The organism is Gordonia iterans (assembly GCF_002993285.1).
Taxonomy (GTDB): Bacteria; Actinomycetota; Actinomycetes; order Mycobacteriales; family Mycobacteriaceae; genus Gordonia; species Gordonia iterans.
Window position 1 is genome coordinate 3,046,670 of the sequence record NZ_CP027433.1, and the last position, 19,484, is coordinate 3,066,153.

Here is a 19,484-nt window from a genome sequence, read left to right on the forward strand (position 1 = left end):
ACTCGACCCCTATCGGTGGTCGAGTAGCCGGGCGAACGCAGTGAGACCCGGCGTATCGAGACCCCTCCGCACCCGGAGGGTGGGTCTCGATACGCGGACTCACTTCGTTCACCGCTACTCGACCACCAAACGATTCGCCGGCGCCCGACCACCGAACCGGCCCGACCACCGAACCGGCTACGACTTCTCCAGGTAGCCGAGCTTCGACGGCAGCAGCACCGAGTCGACCAGGTCCGCGAGCGCGGGGTGGGCGGCCAGCGGCAGATCGGCCAGCACGACCTCCGTCGCCAGCTCGCGGGCGTCAGCGATGACGTCGGCATCCTCGAGCAGACTCAGGAAGTGCAACGACGACTTCCCGCCCGACTGCGCCGCCCCCAGAACGTCGCCTTCGCGGCGCGCTTCGAGATCGATGCGGGCCAGTTCGAAACCGTCGTTGGAGCCGGCGACGGCCTCCAGCCGGGCCCGCGCACTCGTGCCGTCCTTGGCCGTGGTCAGCAGCAGACACAGTCCCGCGTGCCGGCCACGACCCACGCGGCCGCGGAGCTGGTGCAGCTGGCTCACGCCGAAACGCTCGGCGTTCACGATTACCATCATCGTCGCGTTCGGCACGTCGACGCCGACCTCGATCACCGTGGTGGAGACCAGCACGTCCAGCTCACCGCGCGTGAAGCGGTCCATCACCTCGGTCTTCTCGTCGGCCGGCATGCGCCCGTGCAGGTAGGCGATCGTGCGGTGCACCAGCGGGCCGGACCGCGTCAGCCGCTCCCACTGCTCCAGGACGGAGACCTCGTCGGAGTCCGCATTCGACTTCTCGTCGCCGATCCTGGTGCACACCACGTACACCTGCCGCCCCTGTGCGATCTCTTCCTCGGCGCGCTCCCACACGCGATCCACCCACTTGGGCCGGTCCATCGGTACCACCGTGGTCGAGATCGGCTGTCTGCCCCGCGGCAGCTCGCTCATGGTCGAGGTCTCCAGGTCGCCGAAGGTGATCATCGCGACCGTCCGCGGGATCGGCGTCGCCGTCATCACCAGGAAGTGCGGACGGTTCACCCTTCCCTTGGCGCGCAACGTGTCCCGCTGTTCGACGCCGAAACGGTGCTGCTCGTCGACGACGACCATCCCCAGATCGAAGAACTCGACGTTGTCCTCCAGCAGCGCATGCGTGCCGATGACGATGCCCGCCTGTCCGGTCACGATGTCGAGCAGATTCCGCTTCCGCTCGGCGGTCTTCTGAGAACCGGTCAGCAGCGCCACCTGGGTGGCGCCGTCGGCGGCGCCCAGCTCGCCGCCCCGGGCCAGATCACCGAGCATCGTCATCACCGTCCGATAGTGCTGCGCGGCGAGGACTTCCGTCGGCGCCAGGACGGCGCACTGATGACCGTTGTCGACCACCCGCAGCATCGCGAGCAGGGAGACCAGCGTCTTACCCGAACCGACCTCGCCCTGGAGCAGCCGGTTCATCGGATGGCGCTCCCCGATATCGTGCCCGATCTCGCCGAGCACCTCGCGCTGGCCCGCAGTGAGTTCGAACGGCAGCGCGGCGAGCAACGCGTCCTCCAGGCCGCCCGGCACGTGCGGGCAGGCGTGCGCCGACTCGGTGCCCGCGGCTATGCGGCTCTGCGCCAGAGCGGTCTGCACGGCCAGCGCCTCGTCGAACTTCAACCGCGCCTTGGCTTCGGCGATGTCGGCCTGCGTCTGGGGCAGATGAATCTTCCGGATCGCCTCATCACTGGTGATCAGTCCGCGTTCGGCTCGCTGCGCGCCGGTCAGCGCGTCCTCCGCGGGCGGGAGCTCGCCGAGGATCTGCCGGATCGCGCGCCAGATCTCCCAGGTCTGGACGTTCTTGGTGGCCGGATACATGGGCACGATGTCCCGGGAGAAGTGATCCATGTCCTCGGCCGACGCGACGTGATCGGGATCGGACTCCGCCTGTTCGTCGTACATCTCGGTGAGCATCGACGACCCGACGACACGGTCGTCGAAGGCGTCCGGGAGGATCAGCCACTCCGGGTGCGACAGCTGGATCTGCCCGCGGTAATACTTGACCGTGCCGGCCAGCGCGAGCCGCGTCCCGGGCAGCAACCGCTTCTTCATCCACCGCGCGTTGAAGAAGCTGACCTCGTAGGTGCGGCGACCGTCGTTCACCACGACCTTCAGGAAACTGCCCGACTTGCGCTTCATCGGGATCATCTCGGCCCGGGTCACGTGTCCGACCACGTTGACCCAGCTGCCCACTTCGGGCAACTCGTCGTCCGCGGTGTCACCGCGCGCCAGGTAGCGCCGGGGCGCATAGCGCAACAACTCCCCCACTGTCACCAATTCGAGGTCCGCGAGCTTGGCGACCAGCCCGGGATCCAGGGAGGTGTCCGACAGCTCGGTCGCCATACCGAACCGCCCGGCGGTGCTGCTGCCCTTCGTCATGGCACCTATTCGACGCCGATCTGCAGCAGCTGGCCGGTCTGGCCGCCGTCGTACATCGCCAGCTCGATGCCCGGGTACTCACGGTGCAGGTGCTCGGAGATCCGCGCACGGGTTTCGGCGCACAGGTCCCGGCCGACCAGGATCGTGACCAGCTCGCCGCCGGTGCCCAGCATCAAGTCGAGCAGCTTGGCCGCGGCGAGCGCCTGGTCGTCGTCGATCACCAGCACGTCCGAACCGATCAGTCCGAGGGTGTCGCCGAGCTCGCAGGTGCCGACCAGCGTCATCATCCGCGACGTCGATCGGCGCAGCGATCCCCAGCGCGTGGCGGCGGCGGCCTCGGCCATGGCGAACGCGTCCACGTCCGGCGACTCGGCCGGCTCGTGCACGGCCAGCGCGGCGAGGCACTGCACCATCGACAGCGTGGGGATGAATACGAGAGACCGTTTGGACGAGCGCGCGTCCGCACCCACCGACACCAGGTCGGCGGACGCGATCATGCCGTTGCCCATGACGATCGTGTGCGCGCTGTCGGCCGCACGGATCGCCTCGGCGACTGTCGCCGGATGGATCCCGTGATCGGTCCGCACCACCACGGCGCCCGCGTCGGCGAAGAGCTCCGCCGCGCCGTCACCCTGGGCGAGCACCAGCACCGCACGCTTGTGCCGCGGCGGCGGCTCGTTGGCGCCGGGGTCCTTGCGCACCTCGTCGAGCAGAAAGCAGCTGATCCGGATGTCCCGCACCTCGCCGACCCGGAGCCCCGCCTCGATCGCCTCGCCGGGCACATCGGTGTGCACGTGAACCGAGAACTGCTCGGCGTCCGCGGAGCTGTCGCCCACGATCACCACCGAATCGCCCAGCTGACCGAGTTCGTCGCGCAGCGCGGCGATTCGGGTGCCGTCGTCGGCGACCAGGATGTACATCACCTCGAAGTCGGTGTCGCCCGAGCCGGAGCACTCGCCGCCGGCATGCCCGGTGTCGGTCATCGACCCGCGGTAGGTACGACGGCGATTCGCGACGCCGGTCACGACGAGCACCATCGCGTCGAGCAGCACCAGGAACCCCCGCGCACCGGCGTCGACGACACCCGCATTGGCGAGCTCGATCATCTGCTCGGTGGTCTCCTCCAGTGCGATCGCCGCCTCGTCGGCGACGGCCCGGACCAGATCGGCCGGAGCGGAGTGGACCTCGCGTGCCGCCACGTCGGCGGCCACCCGGAGCACGGTGAGCACCGTGCCCTCCCGCGGAACGCTCACCGCACGCTGCGCCGACAGCGAAGCCAGGCGCAGCCCGCTGGCGGTGAGCCGGTTGAAACTCGGGTCGTTGTCCGCGGTCGCCAGGTCGGCGGCATCGGCCAGGCCCATCAGGATCTGCGACAGGATGATTCCCGAGTTGCCCCGCGCATTCGCCACCGCACCGTCGGCGAGCGTGCGCGTGACGGTGCACAGATCGGCGTCGACGGGCAGGTCGTCGAGTGCATCCGCGGCTCCGGCCATGGTGAACGCCATGTTGCTTCCGGTGTCCGCGTCCGGGATGGGGAACACGTTGAGGTCATTGATCTCGCCGCGTTGCTCGGCGAGGCCGTCCGCGCAGGCCCGCGCCCAGTCGCGGATCAGACCGGGGCTGATCGGCGCGCTCGCGCCGATCGCGTGCACGCCGCCGACCGGCTGCGCTCCGCTGACCGGCTGCGCTCCGCTGACCGGCTGCATTCCCACGGTGTCCCTTCTGCCCGGCTCCGATACGACCCGCACCACCAGAGGCGCACGGGCGTGCACGATGTGTCTGAGATTACGCGGCCCCGCCGACATCGCGGGCACTGCTCTGGCGAGCCGCGTCACGATTTGTCAGGCCCGGCCCCGGCCGGTTAATCTGTTCGGGTTGCCTGCCCGGGTGCGCATATCCGTATGTCACTCGCCCGGCAGGTGAGTCAACCACCACTTTCAACCAAGGGAGTTCGACATGGCTGCCGTCTGTGACATCTGCGGCAAGGGCCCCGGCTTCGGCAAGTCGGTCTCGCACTCGCACCGTCGCACCAACCGCCGCTGGAACCCGAACATCCAGTCGGTTCGCGTCGAGGTCGCCCCGGGCAACCGCAAGCGCAAGAACGTCTGCACCTCGTGCCTGAAGGCCGGCAAGACCGCCTCGGTCTGAGCCGACCGCCCGACCATCACGATCGATCGCCGTTCGGCCTTGAAGGCCGGGCGGCGATTCGTCGTCTCCGCGCGCTCCGCGCCCTGCGCCTCCCCGCCCGGAGCGCACACCCTAGAGTCATCGTCATGACTGACCGATTCACCACATTGCACGACGACGGAGTCCTGGAGCTGACCGTCTCCTTGACGACCGCAGGCAACTCCCTCGACCACGAGGCCGTGCTGGCCGGCCGCGCGGCCCTGCAGTCGGTGATGCGCGGTCATCTGAAGGCACGCTCGGTCCTTCTCACCGGCCGCGGCGACAACTTCTGCGCGGGCGGCAACGTGAAGCACTTCCACGACGCCCCGCAGCGCGGCGAGTTCCTGCGCGGCCTCGCCCACGATCTGCACGGCCTTCTGTCGGATCTGCACACCACCGCGCTGCCCACCGTCGCCGCGGCCCAGGGGTGGGCCGCGGGCGCCGGCATGTCGATCGTCCTGCACGCGGACTTCGCGGTAGGCGGGCCGTCGAGCAAGCTGCGGCCGGCGTACCCGGGCATCGGCCTCTCCCCCGACGGCGGCATGTCATGGCTGCTGCCGCGGATCGTCGGCCTGGGCCGAGCACGCACCATTCTGCTGCGCGACGAGGTGCTCGATGCGCAGTCCGCCCTCGAGCTGAGCATCCTCAGCGAACTGGTCGACGACGGTCAGGTGAAGCCCCGCGCCCGCGCGATCGCCGCCGAACTGGCCGCCGGTCCCAGCGGGTCGTACGCCGCGATCCGGCGGCTCCTGTTCGCGTCGTCGTCGAACACCCTGAGCGAACAGTTGCACGCCGAAGCCGAGACGATCGCCGCCGTCGCCGTCACCGGCGAGGGCATCGAGGGTGTGAACGCCTTCGCGGAGAAGCGATCCCCCGACTTCCCCTCCGCCCGCGGCTGAGACGGCCGGCCCAGGTCTGGACTCCGCTCGACCAGCGTGCAGGGTCTCGACTTCGCCCGACCAGCTCAGGGCAGACGCCAGTCGACCGGCTCGCCGCCCAGGTCGAGCAGTTCCTCGTTCGCGCGGGAGAAGGGCTTGGAACCGAAGAAGCCGCGGGAGGCCGACAGCGGCGACGGGTGCACCGACTCGATCGTCGGGACATCCGGCAGCCATTGCGCGGTCGAGCGCGCATCGTTGCCCCAGAGGATCGCCACGAGCGGCTCGTCCCGGGCGGCGAGCGCCCGGATCGCGCACTCGGTCACCGCTTCCCAGCCCTTCCGGCGATGCGAGCCGGGCTCACGGGGCTGCACTGTCAGTACCCGGTTCAGCAGCAGCACGCCGTTGTCGGCCCACGGACTCAGGTCGCCGTTCGACGGGTACGGGTAGCCCAGGTCGTCGCAGTACTCGGTGTAGATGTTGGCCAGGGACCGCGGAATCGGTGAGACCTCCGGCGCCACAGAGAAACTCAGACCGACCGCGTGCCCCGGCGTGGGGTACGGATCCTGCCCGACGATCAGCACCCGCACGTCGTCGAACGGCCGGGCGAAGGCGCGCAGCACGTTCTCTCCGGCCGGCAGGTATCCCCGGCCGGCGGCGTTCTCGGCCCGCAAGAAGTCGCCCATCACCCCGATCTGGTCCCCGACCGGGGCCAGTGCCCGCGCCCAGCCGGGATCGACCAGTTCGGCCAGTGCTCTGGCCATCAGTCGAGCCGCCGGAGGTTGTCGGCGTAGTACCGCGCGTTCTGGAAGTAGAGCTCGGTGTTGCCGGCCACGTGCCCCTCGGGAACCTCGACGCCCTCGCGCACCTTCGCCGGCACGCCCACCGCCATCGACCTCGGCGGGATCTCAGTCTTGTACGGCACCACCGCGCCCGCGCCGACGACCGAGTTGGCGCCGATCGTCGAACCGTTCAGGACCACCGAACCGGATGCGATCAGACAGTCGTCGCCGATCACCGCCCCCTCGATGTGCGCGTTGTGCCCCACTACGCAACCCGCGCCGATCACGGTCGCCTCGGCGAAGGTGCAGTGAACGACGGTGCCGTCCTGAATGTTGGTGCGCGCGCCGACCGTGATGCTGCCGTAGTCGCCGCGCAGCACCGCCCCGGGCCACACCGAGACCCCGTCACCGAGGGTGACGTCGCCGATCACCGTCGCGTCGGGGTGGATGTACACGTCTGTGCCGAGTACCGGTTCACGATCGCCGAGTGCGTAGACAGCCATGGACCGATCTAACCACCCGGGGTGCGACGACCACTATCCGAAGTCCAGCGGCGCCGGTTCGAGTTCGGCCACGATCCCGGAGATGTCGGTGAGCGCGGCGTTGCCGGCCCCGGCGGGCACCCAGACCGCGATGTAGGGGCGGCGGTCGACCAGCACGTACGCCTGCCCGCGGTTCTCGTCGGTGTCGGTGATGAACCACTGCACCGGATGCACCACCTGGAGTGAACTGGTCGGTGCCAGCCCTTCCGGCCGAGCCACGCCGCAACGCAATTCCAGCGGCTCGTTGGTCGCCGAATCGGGATCTGTCCACCGGACCAGATGGCCGTCGACCGTCTTGTCGCGATACTCGCCGAACGAATCCGGGAGCTTCTCGATCAACGGGCCGCACGCCTGGGTCTCGGCGGTCAGGTTCGACGTCGGGTAGCTCTGGATGGGAGTCTGCGGAATCTCATTGGATTTGATCACCGCATACACGACGAAGGCGGTGATCACCACGATCGGGATGGTCACCAGCGTCGCGATCAGCGCGGGACTCAGCCGGACCGGCTGGTCGGATGCGGGAGCGCTCCCCGGTGCGGCGGCGTCGGAGCCGTCGTCCTCCTGCTCGCGATCGGCCTTCGAATCCTCTTCGGTCATGTCACGAGCGTAATGTCGGCGCCGTGCAGCACCCACGCGAGCCCGCCACCGACAGCGGCCGCACCGTCGGCGAGGTCGGCGAACGCGCGCTGATCAAGTTGTTCACCCACGCCGCAGACCAGCGGTCCGGCCCGGGCATCGACGACCCGGACGTGGTGATCGGGTCGGGCGACGACGCCGCCGTCCTGCGCGGGCGCGGCGCGGTGGTGGTGAGCACCGACACCGCCGTCGCGGGCCGCCACTTCCGGTTCGACTGGTCGGAGCCCGAGCAGATCGGGGCCCGCGCGGTGGTGCAGAGCGCGGCCGACGTCGCGGCGATGGGCGGGGTGCTCGACGGGATCGTCGTCTCCCTCGGATGCCCGCCGCAGACTTCCGTCGCGCGCCTGCTCGCCCTGAACGAGGGTCTCGTCGAGCAGACGCACCGACTCGGCGGGCGCGTACTCGGCGGCGATCTGGTGTCCTCGCCCACCGTGATCCTCACGGTCACCTCGCTCGGCTCCCTGGCCGGCGTGGAGCCGGTCACGCTGTCCGGCGCGCGGCCCGGCGACGTGCTGGCCGTGAGCGGTCCGCTCGGCGCCGCAGCCGCCGGCCTCGCCGTCCTCTCAGCGATCGAGTACGGTGCGGATAACGCTCTGGCACAACGGTTTTCCTCGCTGGTCGCGGCGTACAGGCTGCCCCAGCCGGACCTGTCGCAAGGGCCCCGCGCGGCGCGGGCGGGCGCGCACGCCATGACCGACGTCTCCGACGGTCTCGTCGAGGAGATCATCACCGTCGCGGACGCCTCCGGATTGGCCGTCGACGTCGTCTCCGCCACCGTGCCCCGCGCCCCGCAGCTCGACGAGTGCGCCGCCGAGCTGGGCGTGGATCCGATCCGCTGGGCGCTCACCGGCGGCGAGGATCACCAGCTGCTGGGCGCGTTCGCACCCGCCGACGTCCCGGACGGCTGGACCGAGATCGGCACGTGCCGGGCCGGTGGGACCGGCGCCACGGTCGACGGCGCTGCGGCGAGCGGACTGCACGGCTGGCAGTCGTTCAGCGAGACCTGATGTGACCCGGTGACTCGCGTTCGCCGCACTCCCGGATCACGTGTCGCGCAGACTCCCGCCCGGCACACCGCGACAAGCGTGGCAACATGGGACGGGCACGCCGCTCAGGCGTCAGCGCTGCCGTACACCTCGGGCTTGGTGTCGCGGCCCAGGAGCATGCCGACCATGTCCCCGACCGCCAAGCCCTCGTGGCACACCTGGTACACGGCCTCGGTGAGCGGCATCTCGACCCCGTGCTCGTGCGCCAGCGCGCGCACCGACCTGCACGACTTGACGCCCTCGGCGACCTGACCGTTGGTGGCGGCCTGAGCCTCCTCCAGCGACTTGCCTTCGCCGAGTCGCGCACCGAAGGTGCGGTTGCGCGAGAGCGGCGACGAACAGGTCGCGACCAGGTCGCCGATTCCGGCGAGGCCGGCCAGGGTGCGCATGTCCGCGCCCAGCGCCACTCCCAGACGCATGGTCTCAGCGAGTCCCCGGGTGATCAGTGTGGCCAGCGTGTTCTCACCGAAACCCATCCCCGAGGCCATGCCGCAGGCCAGGGCGATGACGTTCTTGGCGGCGCCGCCGATCTCGGTGCCCACCACGTCGGTGTTGGTGTACGGCCGGAAGTAGGGTGCCGCGAACGCCGCCTGGACGCGCTTGGCGACCTCCTCGTCCGTGCAGGCGATGACCGTGGCCGCGGGCTGCTCTTCGGCGATTTCGCGCGCGAGGTTCGGTCCGGACAGCACCGCGATCTGCTTCTCGTCGAACCCGCTGACCTCCTTGATCACCTGGCTCATCCGCTCGCCGGTGCTGATCTCCACGCCCTTGGCCAGCGACAACAACACGGCGTCCGCGGGCAAGTGCTCGCGCCAGCGCTCGAGGTTGCCGCGCAACGACTGCGACGGCACCGCGCACACCACCAGTTCGGCGCCGGCCAGCGCCTCCGGCACCGACGACACCGCCCTCAGCGTCTCGGGGAGCCGGACACCCGCGAGATAGTCCGAGTTCTCGTGCGCGGTGTTGATCTGTTCGGCGAGTTCGGGCCGCCGCGCCCACATCGTCACCTCGTTGCCGGCATCGACGAGGATCTTGGCCACCGCCGTCCCCCACGAACCCGAACCCATCACCACTGCGCGCACTGCAGACCACTCCCTCTCGGCTGACTGGGTTCCCACCCTAGTTGCTCCGGCCGTCCGCGCGGCGCGAATCGAGTCCCGCTCCGTGTCCGCTCCGTCGGGGCGTGCACCATGGTCGGTATGTCCGACGACGTGACGGTGGTGCTCGCGCTGAAACGCCTGCGCGAGGCCAAGAGCCGGCTGGCCGGGCACACGCCCTCGCCACAGGCGCGCGAGGCCCTGGTCGCCGCGATGTTCACCGACACCGTCCGCGCGGTCCAGGTCGCCGGCGCAGCCCGCATCGTCGTCGTGAGCCCGGACCCGGAGGTCCGCCGCCGCGCGATCGGCCTCGGCATCGACGCCCTCGCCGAGGCGCCGGACACGGGCGGCCTCAACGACGCGCTGGCGCTCGGGGCCGCCACCGCCCGGCCGGGCCACGACGTGCTCTACCTGCAGGCCGATCTGCCGGCGCTGACGGCAGCGTCGTTCGCGCAGGCGCGAATCGCGGCACACGCGCATCCGGTCGCGTTCGTGGCCGACCGCCACGGCACCGGCACCGCGCTGCTCGCGGTGTCGGCCGGACACCCCTTCGTCCCGGGTTTCGGCCCCGGCTCGGCGGCTCGCCACCGCGCCGCCGGAGCCGTCGAACTCGATCCCGACCGGAAGCGCTGGCCGGACCTGCGCTGCGACGTCGACACCCTCGCCGACCTGCGCGCCGCGCTGGCCCTGAGGCCCGGCCCGGCGACGGTCGCCGTCACCGGCGAGCCGGCCGGTGACGTCGCCCCGCGCGAACCACAGAGATAGGGAACAATGGGCACGTGACCGCCACGGACGAGACCACCGAAGACGCCAGCACGGCGTTGCCGCCCGCCCTCCCCGCCGAGACCGTCCTTCCGGATGAGTCGGCAGACCTGCCCGCCGAGCGCTATTTCAACCGCGAGCTCAGCTGGCTCGACTTCAATTCGCGCGTCCTCGCGCTCGCCGAGGACACCTCCGCACCGCTGCTGGAACGCGCGAAGTTCTTGGCGATCTTCGCGTCGAACCTCGACGAGTTCTTCATGGTGCGCGTGGCCGGTCTCAAGCGTCGCGACGAGACCGGGCTCTCCGTCCGCTCGGCCGACGGCCGCTCGCCTCGTGAACAGTTGCAGCTGATCGCCGCGCGCACGCAGAAGATCGCCGATCGGCACGCGCGGGTCTTCATCGACTCGGTGTGCCCGGCGCTCGCCGAGGCGAACGTGCACATCGCTTCCTGGGACGATCTGACGTCCCGGCAACACGTCCGGCTGCGCGAGTACTTCCACAACGAGCTCTTCCCCATCCTCACCCCGCTGGCGGTGGACCCGGCGCATCCGTTCCCCTACATCAGCGGCCTCTCCCTGAATCTCGCGGTGACCGTGCGCGACGAGTCCGAGGGCGGAGAGCACTTCGCGCGGGTCAAGGTGCCCAACAACATCCCCCGGTTCATCCGCGTGGACAAGCTGATCCCGGACGACGCCCCGACCGGCCCGGACGGTCACCGACCGGCGATCTTCCTTCCGCTGGAGAAGCTGATCGCGGCCAATCTGGAGTTCCTGTTCCCCGGCATGCACGTGGTGGAGCACCATGTGTTCCGGGTGACCAGGAACGCCGATTTCGAGGTGGACGAAGACCGCGACGAGGACCTGCTGCAGGCCCTGGAGCGGGAGTTGGCACGACGACGCTTCGGGTCCCCGGTCCGTCTCGAGGTGGGCGACGACATGAGCGAGCACATGCTGGAGTTGCTGCTCCGCGAGCTGGACGTGGATCCTGCCGACGTGATCGGCGTCCCGGGCCTGCTCGACCTGACCTCGCTCTTCGAGGTGTACGGCGTGGACCGCCCCGGGCTCAAGGAACGTCCGTTCGTCCCGAAGACCCATCCGGCGTTCGGCGAGCGCGAGACGCCGCGCAACATCTTCCAGACCTTGCAGGAGGGCGACGTGCTGGTGCATCACCCGTACGACTCGTTCTCCACCAGCGTGCAGCGCTTCATCGAGCAGGCCGCCGCCGACCCCAAGGTGCTGGCCATCAAGCAGACGCTGTACCGCACGTCGGGAGACTCCCCCGTCGTCAACGCGCTGATCGACGCCGCCGCCGCCGGCAAGCAAGTGGTCGCGCTGGTCGAGCTCAAGGCCCGGTTCGACGAGCAGGCGAACATCCGCTGGGCGCGCAAACTGGAGAAGTCCGGGGTGCACGTGGTGTACGGCCTGGTCGGTCTCAAGACCCACTGCAAGACCTGCCTGGTGGTCCGCCGCGAAGGCTCCACCATCCGACGCTACTGCCACATCGGCACCGGCAACTACAACCCGAAGACTGCCCGCCTGTACGAGGACGTCGGCTTGTTCACGGCGGCCCCCGAGATCGGCGCAGACCTCACCGACCTGTTCAACACCCTCACCGGCTACTCCCGCAAGCAGGACTACCGGAACCTGCTCGTGGCCCCGCACAGCATCCGGACCGGCATCATCGAACGGATCGAGGCCGAGGTGGCCGCACTGCGGGCGGGAGACGTGAACGCGCGGATCCAGCTGAAGGCGAATGCCCTGGTCGACGAGCAGATCATCGATGCCCTGTACCGCGCCTCCCAGGCCGGAGTGCCGGTCGACGTCTTCGTCCGCGGCATCTGCGCACTGCGGCCGGGTGTCCCGGGGCTGAGTGAGAACATCACCGTCCGGTCGATCCTCGGCCAGTTCCTGGAACACTCGCGCATTCTGATCTTCGGTGCGGCACAGGAGTATTGGATCGGCAGCGCAGACATGATGCACCGCAACCTGGATCGCCGCGTCGAGGTGATGGTGCAGGTGCGTGACCGCAGGCTCGCCGCCGACCTGCAGGAGATCTTCGACTCCGCCTTCGACCCGCGGACCCGGTGCTGGGAACTGCAGGCCGACGGAGCGTGGAAGGCTTCGCCCGCAGCCGGCGAGCAGGTGCGAGACCATCAGCGGCAGATGGTCTCCCGCAAGCGCCGGTTCTCCGACAGCCCGGGCGCATGAGTCCGGTCCGCACCGTGTGCGCAGGCGGCGGGGTGCTCTGGCGGCATACCGCGGCGGGCAAGGTCGAGGTGGCTGTCGTGCATCGGCCCCGGTACGGCGACTGGTCGCTGCCCAAGGGCAAGGCGCACGACGGCGAGCTGATGGTGACGACCGCCTACCGCGAGGTTCTCGAGGAGACCGGCTACTCCGCGCGGGTCGGACGTCACCTCGCCACGGTCCGTTACGAGCTGAAGACCGGAGCGCAGAAGAAGGTCGCCTACTGGTCGATGCAGATGACCACCGGCCGCTTCCAGGTGAACCGCGAGACCGACGACCTCCAATGGCTGACCCCCGAACGGGCCCAGCGCACCGTCTCCTATCCCGCAGACCGCAAGGTGCTCGAGACCTTCGCTGAACACCCCGCCGAGCAGCTGCACGAACTGATCGTCGTTCGTCATGCGAAGGCAGGACGACGGTCCCGGTTCTCCGGCGACGACTCCGATCGCCCGCTGGACGGCGTCGGCGAACAGCAGGCCGAAGCACTCGTGCCGTTGCTCGGCCTGTACGGCGTGCACCACCTGTACGCCGCCGACCGGCTGCGCTGCGTTCAGACGCTCACGCCGCTCGCTCAGGAACTCCGCACCGACATCCACGTGGAGCGCGCACTCACCGAGGAGGCCTTCGCCGCGGACCCGGACGCGGCGTACGCGCGCCTGCGCGAACTGGCCGCGCCGGTCGTCGGCGCACGCGCCGTCTGCAGTCAGGGCAGGACCATCGCGCCGCTACTGGGGCGGTGGGCAGGCGATGCCGGTATCGAGCTGCCGCCCTCCCGAAACCGGAAAGGCAGCGTGTGGATCCTGACGTTGCGCGGCGACACGCTGATCCAGGCCGACCACATTCCGAGCCCGCTCGCGGGCAAGAACGAGCTCTGACGCAGCTACTTCGCCGACTTCTTCGCCGCGGTGGCCTTCCGCTGGGTCGAGCTTGTCGAGACCTTCGCCGGAGTGGTCTTCCGCTGGGTCGAGCTTGTCGAGACCTTCGCCGGGGTAGTTTTCTTCGCCGGGGCGGTTTTCTTCGCGGCCGTCTTCTTCGCGGCCGTGGTCTTCCGCTGGGTCGAGCTTGTCGAGACCTTCGCCGGAGTGGTCTTCCGCTGGGTCGAGCTTGTCGAGACCTTCGCCGGAGTGGTCTTCCGCTGGGTCGAGCTTGTCGAGACCTTCGCCGCCGTCTTCTTCGCGGCCGTCGTCTTCGCGGCCGTCTTCTTCGCGGCCGTGGTCTTCCGCTGGGTCGAGCTTGTCGAGACCTTCGCGGCCGTCGTCTTCGCGGCCGTCGTCTTCCGCTGGGTCGAGCTTGTCGAGACCTTCGCGGCCGTCTTCTTCGCGGCCGTCTTCTTCGCGGCCGTCTTCTTCGCGGCCGTCTTCTTCGCGGCCGTCTTCTTCGCGGCCGTCTTCTTCGCGGCCGTCGTCTTCCGCTGGGTCGAGCTTGTCGAGACCTTCGCGGCCGTCTTCTTCGCAGCGGTCTTCCGCTGGGTCGAGCTGGTCGCGGCCTTCGCCGAGGAACTGGACTCGCTGGTGCGCTTGACCGCGGGCTCGCCGGCCTTCAGCTTCTTACGACCGGCGATGATATCCTTGAACTGCGCGCCCGGACGGAACGAAGGCACCGATGTGGCACGCACCTTCACGGTCTCACCGGTGCGTGGATTTCGTGCCACACGCGGTGCCCGACGGCGCTTCTCGAACACACCGAAGCCGGTGATCGTGACGCTCTCGCCTTTGCTGACGGCGCGCACGATCGTGTCGACGAGAGTCTCCACCGCCGCGGTGGCGGTCTTGCGGTCTGCGTCGAGTCGCTTAGTCAGCTCCTCGATGAGTTGGGCCTTGTTCATTGCGTTCCTCCGCAGGAAGTTGGTTCAGCTGCCGGACCAGCTGAACCTCACGTTAAACGTGCTGCAGTGAAAACGTGGGAGCAACAAAAGAATTCGGCCCACGTGTCGCATACGCGCCGACGACCGACACGCGTCGAATCGAGACGGAAACCACCGTGCCGGCCGAGCGAACTCTCGCCCCGAAGGCCCGTCGGGATTCAGGGCAGGGTGCGCGGCTTGAACGGGGGCCGCGTCTCTTCGAAGGCGGTGATGGCATCGACCTCGCGCAGGGTCAGCCCGATGTCGTCGAGCCCCTCCATCAGGCGCCAACGCGTGTAGTCGTCGATCTGCAGGGGCACCACCAGATCGCCGGCCGTCACGGTGCGTGTCTGGAGATCGACAGTCAACTCAAGTCCGGGCTCGGCCTCCAGGCGCTTCCAGATCAGCTCGACGTCGTTCTGATCCACTTGTGCCGCAACGAGTCCCGCCTTTCCGGAATTGCCCCGGAAGATATCCGCGAAACGCGAGGAGATCACGACGCGGAAACCGAAGTCCATCAGGGCCCAGACCGCGTGTTCGCGTGATGATCCGGTGCCGAAATCGGGCCCGGCGACCAACACCGATCCGGAACTCCACGGCTCGTTGTTGAGGATGAAGTCCGGATCGTTACGCCATCCGGCGAACAGCCCGTCCTCGAATCCGGTCCGCGTGACCCGCTTGAGGTACACGGCGGGGATGATCTGGTCGGTATCGACATTGCTGCGCTGCAACGGAACTCCGACACCGGTGTGCTTGACGATCGCTTCCATGATTGCTCTTTCGTGAAGTCTGGGATCAGGCCAGGTCGGCCGGGGACGACAGTCGGCCGCGCACCGCGGTCGCGGCCGCGACGGCCGGCGACACCAGGTGCGTGCGGCCGCCCTTGCCTTGGCGCCCTTCGAAGTTGCGGTTCGACGTCGACGCGCACCGATCGCCGGCAGACAGCTGATCCGGATTCATGCCCAGGCACATCGAGCAGCCCGCCATGCGCCACTCTGCGCCTGCCGCGGTGAAGACCTCGCCGAGCCCCTCGTCTTCGGCCTGCGCCCGGACCTTCATCGAGCCCGGCACCACGAGCATGCGCACACCGTCGGCCACCTTGCGGCCCTTGAGGACTTCGGCGACCGCGCGCAGATCCTCGATGCGCCCGTTGGTGCACGATCCGACGAACACGGTGTTCACCTCGACGTCGCGCAGCGGGGTCCCCGGAACCAGATCCATGTACTCCAGTGCACGCTCGGCGGCCAGCGCCTCGGTCTCGTCGAGAATGTCGGCGGGATCGGGCACGCTCGCCCCCAGCGGAAGCCCCTGCCCCGGGTTGGTCCCCCAGGTGATGAACGGCGTCAGCGTGGTGGCGTCGATGTGCACCTCCCGGTCGAAGACGGCGCCCTCGTCCGTGCGCAAGCTGTCCCAGTACTCGACGGCGGCGTCCCACTCGGCGCCCTTCGGTGCGTGGGGGCGGCCTTTGAGGTAGTCGTAGGTGGTCTGATCGGGCGCGACCATACCGGCGCGGGCGCCGGCCTCGATCGACATGTTGCACATGGTCATGCGCGCTTCCATCGACAGCTTCTCGATCGCCGGTCCGCGGTACTCCAGAACGTGCCCCTGGCCGCCGCCCGTGCCGATCTCGGCGATGATCGCCAGGATCAGGTCCTTCCCGGTGACCCCGGGCGGCAGTTCGCCGTCGACATTGATCGCCATGGTCTTGAACGGCCGCAGCGACAGCGTCTGCGTGGCCATCACGTGCTCCACTTCGGAGGTGCCGATCCCCATCGCGATGGCGCCGAACGCGCCGTGCGTGGAGGTGTGGCTGTCGCCGCAGACCACCGTCATGCCCGGCTGCGTCAGGCCGAGCTGAGGTCCGACGACATGGACGATGCCCTGCTCGTCGTCGCCCATCGGATGCAGTCGGACGCCGAACTCCGCACAGTTGCGGCGAAGCGTCTCCACCTGGAGGGCGGAGACCTGATCGGCGATCGGGCTGAAGATGTCGACCGTCGGGACGTTGTGGTCCTCGGTCGCGATGGTGAGGTCAGGCCGCCGCAGCGGGCGGCCGGCCATGCGGAGACCGTCGAAGGCCTGCGGACTGGTCACCTCGTGCACCAGGTGCAGATCGATGTAGATCAGGTCCGGTCCGACTTCACCGTTCTCGTCGACCTTGCCCGGGACCACCACGTGGCTGTCCCAGACCTTCTCGGCCAGCGTCCGCGGCCGGCTCGTTGCGTTCGACTCGGTCATGAGCACACTCGACTTCCACCTTCGCCGGTGCGCATGGCTTCGGGGCTGTCGCCGATGCGCGCTGGCAATCTCAATATCTGGACAGCTAATATCGCTGCATGGGAAATTCTAGCGGAATCGGCGTCTTAGACAAATCGGTGCTGGTCCTGCAGACGGCAGCCGAGCGACCGTGCAATCTCGCCGAGCTCACCGACGCGACCGGACTGCCCCGCGCCACCGCGCACCGGCTGGCCGTCGGGCTGGAGACCCATCGACTGCTCGCCCGCGACGGCGCGGGCCGGTGGATTCCCGGTCCCGCCCTGGCCCAGCTGGCCGCGTCGGCCCACGACGCCGTCCGCGACGCCGCGCTCGCGGTGCTTCCCGGCCTCCAGGAGATCACCGGCGAGTCAGTGCAGCTCTATCGCCGGGAGGGCGCCGAGCGCGTCTGTGTCGCCGCCGTCGAACCGCCCACCGGCCTGCGCGACACCGTACCGGTCGGCATGCGGCTGCCGATGTCGGCGGGTTCGGCCGCACGGGTCCTGGCCGCCTACGCCGAGCCGGACGCACGCGCGAATCTGCTGAGCGACGCCGTCTATACGGACCGTTCGCTCGCCGAGGTCCGCAGACGCGGCTGGGCGCAGAGCGCGGGAGAACGTGCGGACGGCGTCGCGAGCGTCTCCGCGCCCGTGCACGATGCCGACGGCACGGTGGTCGCCGCGGTCTCGGTGTCCGGCCCGATCGACCGGATGGGCCGGCGCCCGGGGGAACGCTGGGCCGCCGACCTGGTCGCCGCAGCGCAACGTATCGGCACCCGCCTCTGACACGTCTCCCGCCGGCGAATCCAGCTGCGCGGCAGGAACGATCCGTATTCTCGTCCGCCTGGGATCGGATAGGTTCGCAGCATGGGAACCAACCAGCGCAGCCAGATCGTCATGACCGACGACGAGATCGCCGACTTCGTCCGCCGCAACCGGACGGCCACCATGGCCACCGTCGGCCGCGACGGACAGCCGCATCTGGTGGCCATGTGGTACGGCCTGCTCGAGTCCCCCGACGGCGGACCGGTCCCGGAGGTCTGGTTCGAGACCAAGGCGAAGTCCCAGAAGGCGGTGAACCTGCGCCGCAATCCACGAATCACCGTGCTGATCGAAGACGGTCTCACCTACGACACGCTGCGCGGCGTCGCGATCGAGGGCTTCGCCACCATCTACGACGACGAGGAGCACTGCCTGGCCGCGGGCATCAGCGTGTGGGAACGCTACAACGGCCCGTACACCGACGACCTGCGTCCAGCCGTCGACGCGATGATGCACAAGCGCGTCGCCGTGCGCGTGGTGCCCGAGCGCCTCCGTTCCTGGGATCACCGGAAGCTGAATCTCCCGGAGATGCCCCTCGCCGGCTCGACGTCCCCGTTCTACACCTGACCTGGACGACATTCCCGACAGCCGAGGGACGGATCCGGCAAATCACACGTGCCGAGCCGCGCAGTGCGGTGTCAGTCCGGTTCGGAGCGCACCGTGACGCCGGCGATCTCGATCTCGCCGCCGGGCACGTCGACGCCGCGGACGACGAAGCCATACAGCCCGGCCGGGGCGCCCTGCTCGAACCGCACCTCGCCGCCCGGCAGGCGGACCACCGTGCCGTCGACGGTGCACCCGCTCAGTTCACCGAGCAAGTGCGCCTCCGATGCCGGGTCCGGCGTACGGATCAGGAGCGCCACCAGGTCCCCCGGGTTCAGCGGCTGCTCGATCCCGTGCTCCTTTCGGTACGCCGCACGCGTCTTCCCCAGTTCGGCACGCGGCGGGTCGTAGGTGATGAAGAAGGGAAAGTACGACGGCGCATCCCGGACGAAGATCTCCAGGAATCCCACGCCCCTGTCCTCGAACCAGACCGGAGCCTCGTCCACCTCGTGACCCGCGTCCCGCAGCCGCTCGGCGGTGGCAGCGGCGTCCGCGACGTCGATCGCGAAGGTGATCAGCCCGTCACCGCTGCGTCCACCGGCGGCGAGAGCATCGACGGCCGGCTTGAGGATCTCCAGACTCCCCGCGTATGTGGACGCGGTCACCGCCTCCCAATCGGTGACGGTGGCCAGCTCCACGTAGCGCTCGTCGTCGATTCCTCATGCGGAGTTCCGGAATCCCTCCATTGCCAGCGCATCGTGCACCGGCAGCCCGATGCCGGTGTACTCGGCCGCGGCGCCCTCCAGGTCGCCGACCCAGTGGATCAGGTGGTCGAACGCGGCCGATTCGCCGGACATGAGGCCTCCGAGAACGAGAGCGGATAGTTAGGTAAACCTAACTACCAGTGGCCCGGTGCCGTCAAGCCCCGCAACGCCACGGCACTGGCGTCGCTCCGCGGTTCCTGAGCATGCGTGGCCGAGCAGGCGAGGACACGCGGTCGAAGGGCCTGAAATCACAGTACTGAATACACGTATACGACCGAGGCCCTCCGGCTTTGCGATCGTGTCGCAGGCCGGAGGGCCTCGGTCATATACGTACTCCCGACGGGATTTGAACCCGCGCTACCGCCTTGAGAGGGCGGCGTCCTAGGCCGCTAGACGACGGGAGCCTAAGAGATTCAATTGTGTCAGACCAGTCGTGGTAGCCCCGACGGGATTCGAACCCGCGCTACCGCCTTGAGAGGGCGGCGTCCTAGGCCGCTAGACGACGGGGCCCTAGAACAACTGTTCTGTTAAAGCGGTCGGTCTGCGACCGTCCACCTTGCTGGGGTACCAGGACTCGAACCTAGAATGGCTGAACCAGAATCAGCTGTGTTGCCAATTACACCATACCCCAAGGGGTTTCCCGGAACTTCGCGTCACTGTCGCTCGGCGTTGTTCCGGACCGGAGAA

At 69.0% G+C, this 19,484-nt stretch carries 18 protein-coding genes, 3 tRNA genes and 1 pseudogene; 8 read left to right on the top strand and 14 right to left on the bottom strand.

The genetic code is table 11. The features are described from left to right. Positions 1-177 precede the first annotated feature (177 nt). Both C6V83_RS14050 and C6V83_RS14055 read right to left on the bottom strand, forming a co-directional pair. Positions 178-2,424, bottom strand: coding sequence for an ATP-dependent DNA helicase RecG (locus tag C6V83_RS14050; protein WP_105942915.1), 2,247 nt, complete (start codon positions 2,422-2,424; stop codon positions 178-180). Between the two features lie 5 nt (positions 2,425-2,429). Beyond that, the gene (locus C6V83_RS14055) at positions 2,430-4,130 is read right to left on the bottom strand and encodes a DAK2 domain-containing protein (protein ID WP_105942916.1); all 1,701 of its coding nucleotides are present in this window, start codon (positions 4,128-4,130) and stop codon (positions 2,430-2,432) included. Positions 4,131-4,380: 250 nt separating this feature from the next. On the opposite strand from C6V83_RS14055, the gene rpmB reads away from it, so the two are divergent. Next, positions 4,381-4,572: a 50S ribosomal protein L28 gene (gene rpmB, locus C6V83_RS14060; protein ID WP_006336855.1), complete on the top strand. Its 192-nt coding sequence runs from the start codon at positions 4,381-4,383 to the stop codon at positions 4,570-4,572. A gap of 125 nt (positions 4,573-4,697) precedes the next feature. After that, the gene (locus C6V83_RS14065; protein WP_105942917.1) at positions 4,698-5,489 is read left to right on the top strand and encodes an enoyl-CoA hydratase/isomerase family protein; all 792 of its coding nucleotides are present in this window, start codon (positions 4,698-4,700) and stop codon (positions 5,487-5,489) included. Between the two features lie 65 nt (positions 5,490-5,554). Here C6V83_RS14065 and C6V83_RS14070 read toward each other — a convergent pair whose 3' ends face one another. The 3 genes from C6V83_RS14070 to C6V83_RS14080 are packed head-to-tail and all read right to left on the bottom strand — an operon-like array spanning position 5,555 to position 7,386. Continuing rightward, on the bottom strand, positions 5,555-6,229 hold the full coding sequence (locus C6V83_RS14070) for a uracil-DNA glycosylase (protein WP_199832522.1): 675 nt from the start codon (positions 6,227-6,229) through the stop codon (positions 5,555-5,557). Beyond that, positions 6,229-6,750 carry a gamma carbonic anhydrase family protein gene (locus C6V83_RS14075; protein ID WP_105942919.1) on the bottom strand — a complete coding sequence of 174 codons (522 nt, stop codon included), beginning with the start codon at positions 6,748-6,750 and terminating at the stop codon, positions 6,229-6,231. The genes C6V83_RS14070 and C6V83_RS14075 overlap by 1 nt, the downstream gene beginning before the upstream one ends. A gap of 33 nt (positions 6,751-6,783) precedes the next feature. Next, on the bottom strand, positions 6,784-7,386 hold the full coding sequence (locus C6V83_RS14080) for a DUF3515 domain-containing protein (protein WP_105942920.1): 603 nt from the start codon (positions 7,384-7,386) through the stop codon (positions 6,784-6,786). A 23-nt stretch (positions 7,387-7,409) separates the two neighbouring features. Here C6V83_RS14080 and C6V83_RS14085 point away from each other — a divergent pair, with 23 nt between their 5' ends. Beyond that, complete coding sequence (locus C6V83_RS14085) at positions 7,410-8,432, top strand: thiamine-phosphate kinase (RefSeq protein ID WP_234353742.1); 1,023 nt, start codon at positions 7,410-7,412, stop codon at positions 8,430-8,432. Positions 8,433-8,536: 104 nt separating this feature from the next. On the opposite strand, the gene C6V83_RS14090 is transcribed toward C6V83_RS14085, so the two are convergent. After that, positions 8,537-9,553: an NAD(P)H-dependent glycerol-3-phosphate dehydrogenase gene (locus tag C6V83_RS14090; RefSeq protein WP_105942922.1), complete on the bottom strand. Its 1,017-nt coding sequence runs from the start codon at positions 9,551-9,553 to the stop codon at positions 8,537-8,539. A gap of 117 nt (positions 9,554-9,670) precedes the next feature. Here C6V83_RS14090 and cofC point away from each other — a divergent pair, with 117 nt between their 5' ends. The 3 genes from cofC to C6V83_RS14105 are packed head-to-tail and all read left to right on the top strand — an operon-like array spanning position 9,671 to position 13,448. Further along, the gene (cofC, locus tag C6V83_RS14095; RefSeq protein ID WP_234353743.1) at positions 9,671-10,333 is read left to right on the top strand and encodes a 2-phospho-L-lactate guanylyltransferase; all 663 of its coding nucleotides are present in this window, start codon (positions 9,671-9,673) and stop codon (positions 10,331-10,333) included. A 14-nt stretch (positions 10,334-10,347) separates the two neighbouring features. Then, positions 10,348-12,537, top strand: a complete 2,190-nt coding sequence (locus C6V83_RS14100; protein WP_105942924.1) for an RNA degradosome polyphosphate kinase — start codon at positions 10,348-10,350, stop codon at positions 12,535-12,537. After that, positions 12,534-13,448, top strand: coding sequence for an NUDIX hydrolase (locus C6V83_RS14105; protein ID WP_105942925.1), 915 nt, complete (start codon positions 12,534-12,536; stop codon positions 13,446-13,448). The genes C6V83_RS14100 and C6V83_RS14105 overlap by 4 nt, the downstream gene beginning before the upstream one ends. A 278-nt stretch (positions 13,449-13,726) precedes the next feature. Here C6V83_RS14105 and C6V83_RS14110 read toward each other — a convergent pair. The 3 genes and pseudogenes from C6V83_RS14110 to leuC form a co-directional block, all read right to left on the bottom strand. Further along, positions 13,727-14,398 (bottom strand): annotated as a pseudogene (locus C6V83_RS14110) (HU family DNA-binding protein); the annotation flags it as partial. A gap of 197 nt (positions 14,399-14,595) precedes the next feature. Beyond that, positions 14,596-15,186: a 3-isopropylmalate dehydratase small subunit gene (leuD, locus tag C6V83_RS14115; protein WP_105942927.1), complete on the bottom strand. Its 591-nt coding sequence runs from the start codon at positions 15,184-15,186 to the stop codon at positions 14,596-14,598. Between the two features lie 25 nt (positions 15,187-15,211). Next, complete coding sequence (leuC, locus tag C6V83_RS14120) at positions 15,212-16,654, bottom strand: 3-isopropylmalate dehydratase large subunit (protein WP_105942928.1); 1,443 nt, start codon at positions 16,652-16,654, stop codon at positions 15,212-15,214. A 98-nt stretch (positions 16,655-16,752) separates the two neighbouring features. On the opposite strand from leuC, the gene C6V83_RS14125 reads away from it, so the two are divergent. Next, positions 16,753-17,454, top strand: a complete 702-nt coding sequence (locus C6V83_RS14125; RefSeq protein WP_105942929.1) for an IclR family transcriptional regulator — start codon at positions 16,753-16,755, stop codon at positions 17,452-17,454. Positions 17,455-17,535: 81 nt separating this feature from the next. Continuing rightward, positions 17,536-18,057, top strand: a complete 522-nt coding sequence (locus tag C6V83_RS14130; protein WP_105942930.1) for a pyridoxamine 5'-phosphate oxidase family protein — start codon at positions 17,536-17,538, stop codon at positions 18,055-18,057. A gap of 71 nt (positions 18,058-18,128) precedes the next feature. Here C6V83_RS14130 and C6V83_RS14135 read toward each other — a convergent pair whose 3' ends face one another. From C6V83_RS14135 to C6V83_RS14150, 5 genes are all read right to left on the bottom strand, one after another. After that, entirely contained in the window at positions 18,129-18,731 is a 603-nt protein-coding gene (locus C6V83_RS14135; protein WP_159067527.1) for a VOC family protein, read from the bottom strand. A 21-nt stretch (positions 18,732-18,752) separates the two neighbouring features. Then, entirely contained in the window at positions 18,753-18,890 is a 138-nt protein-coding gene (locus C6V83_RS18385; protein WP_159067528.1) for a hypothetical protein, read from the bottom strand. A 238-nt stretch (positions 18,891-19,128) separates the two neighbouring features. Next, positions 19,129-19,201 (bottom strand) — tRNA-Glu (locus C6V83_RS14140). A gap of 30 nt (positions 19,202-19,231) precedes the next feature. Then, positions 19,232-19,307, bottom strand: a tRNA-Glu gene (locus C6V83_RS14145). 49 nt (positions 19,308-19,356) lie between these two features. After that, positions 19,357-19,428 (bottom strand) — tRNA-Gln (locus C6V83_RS14150). Positions 19,429-19,484: the final 56 nt, after the last annotated feature.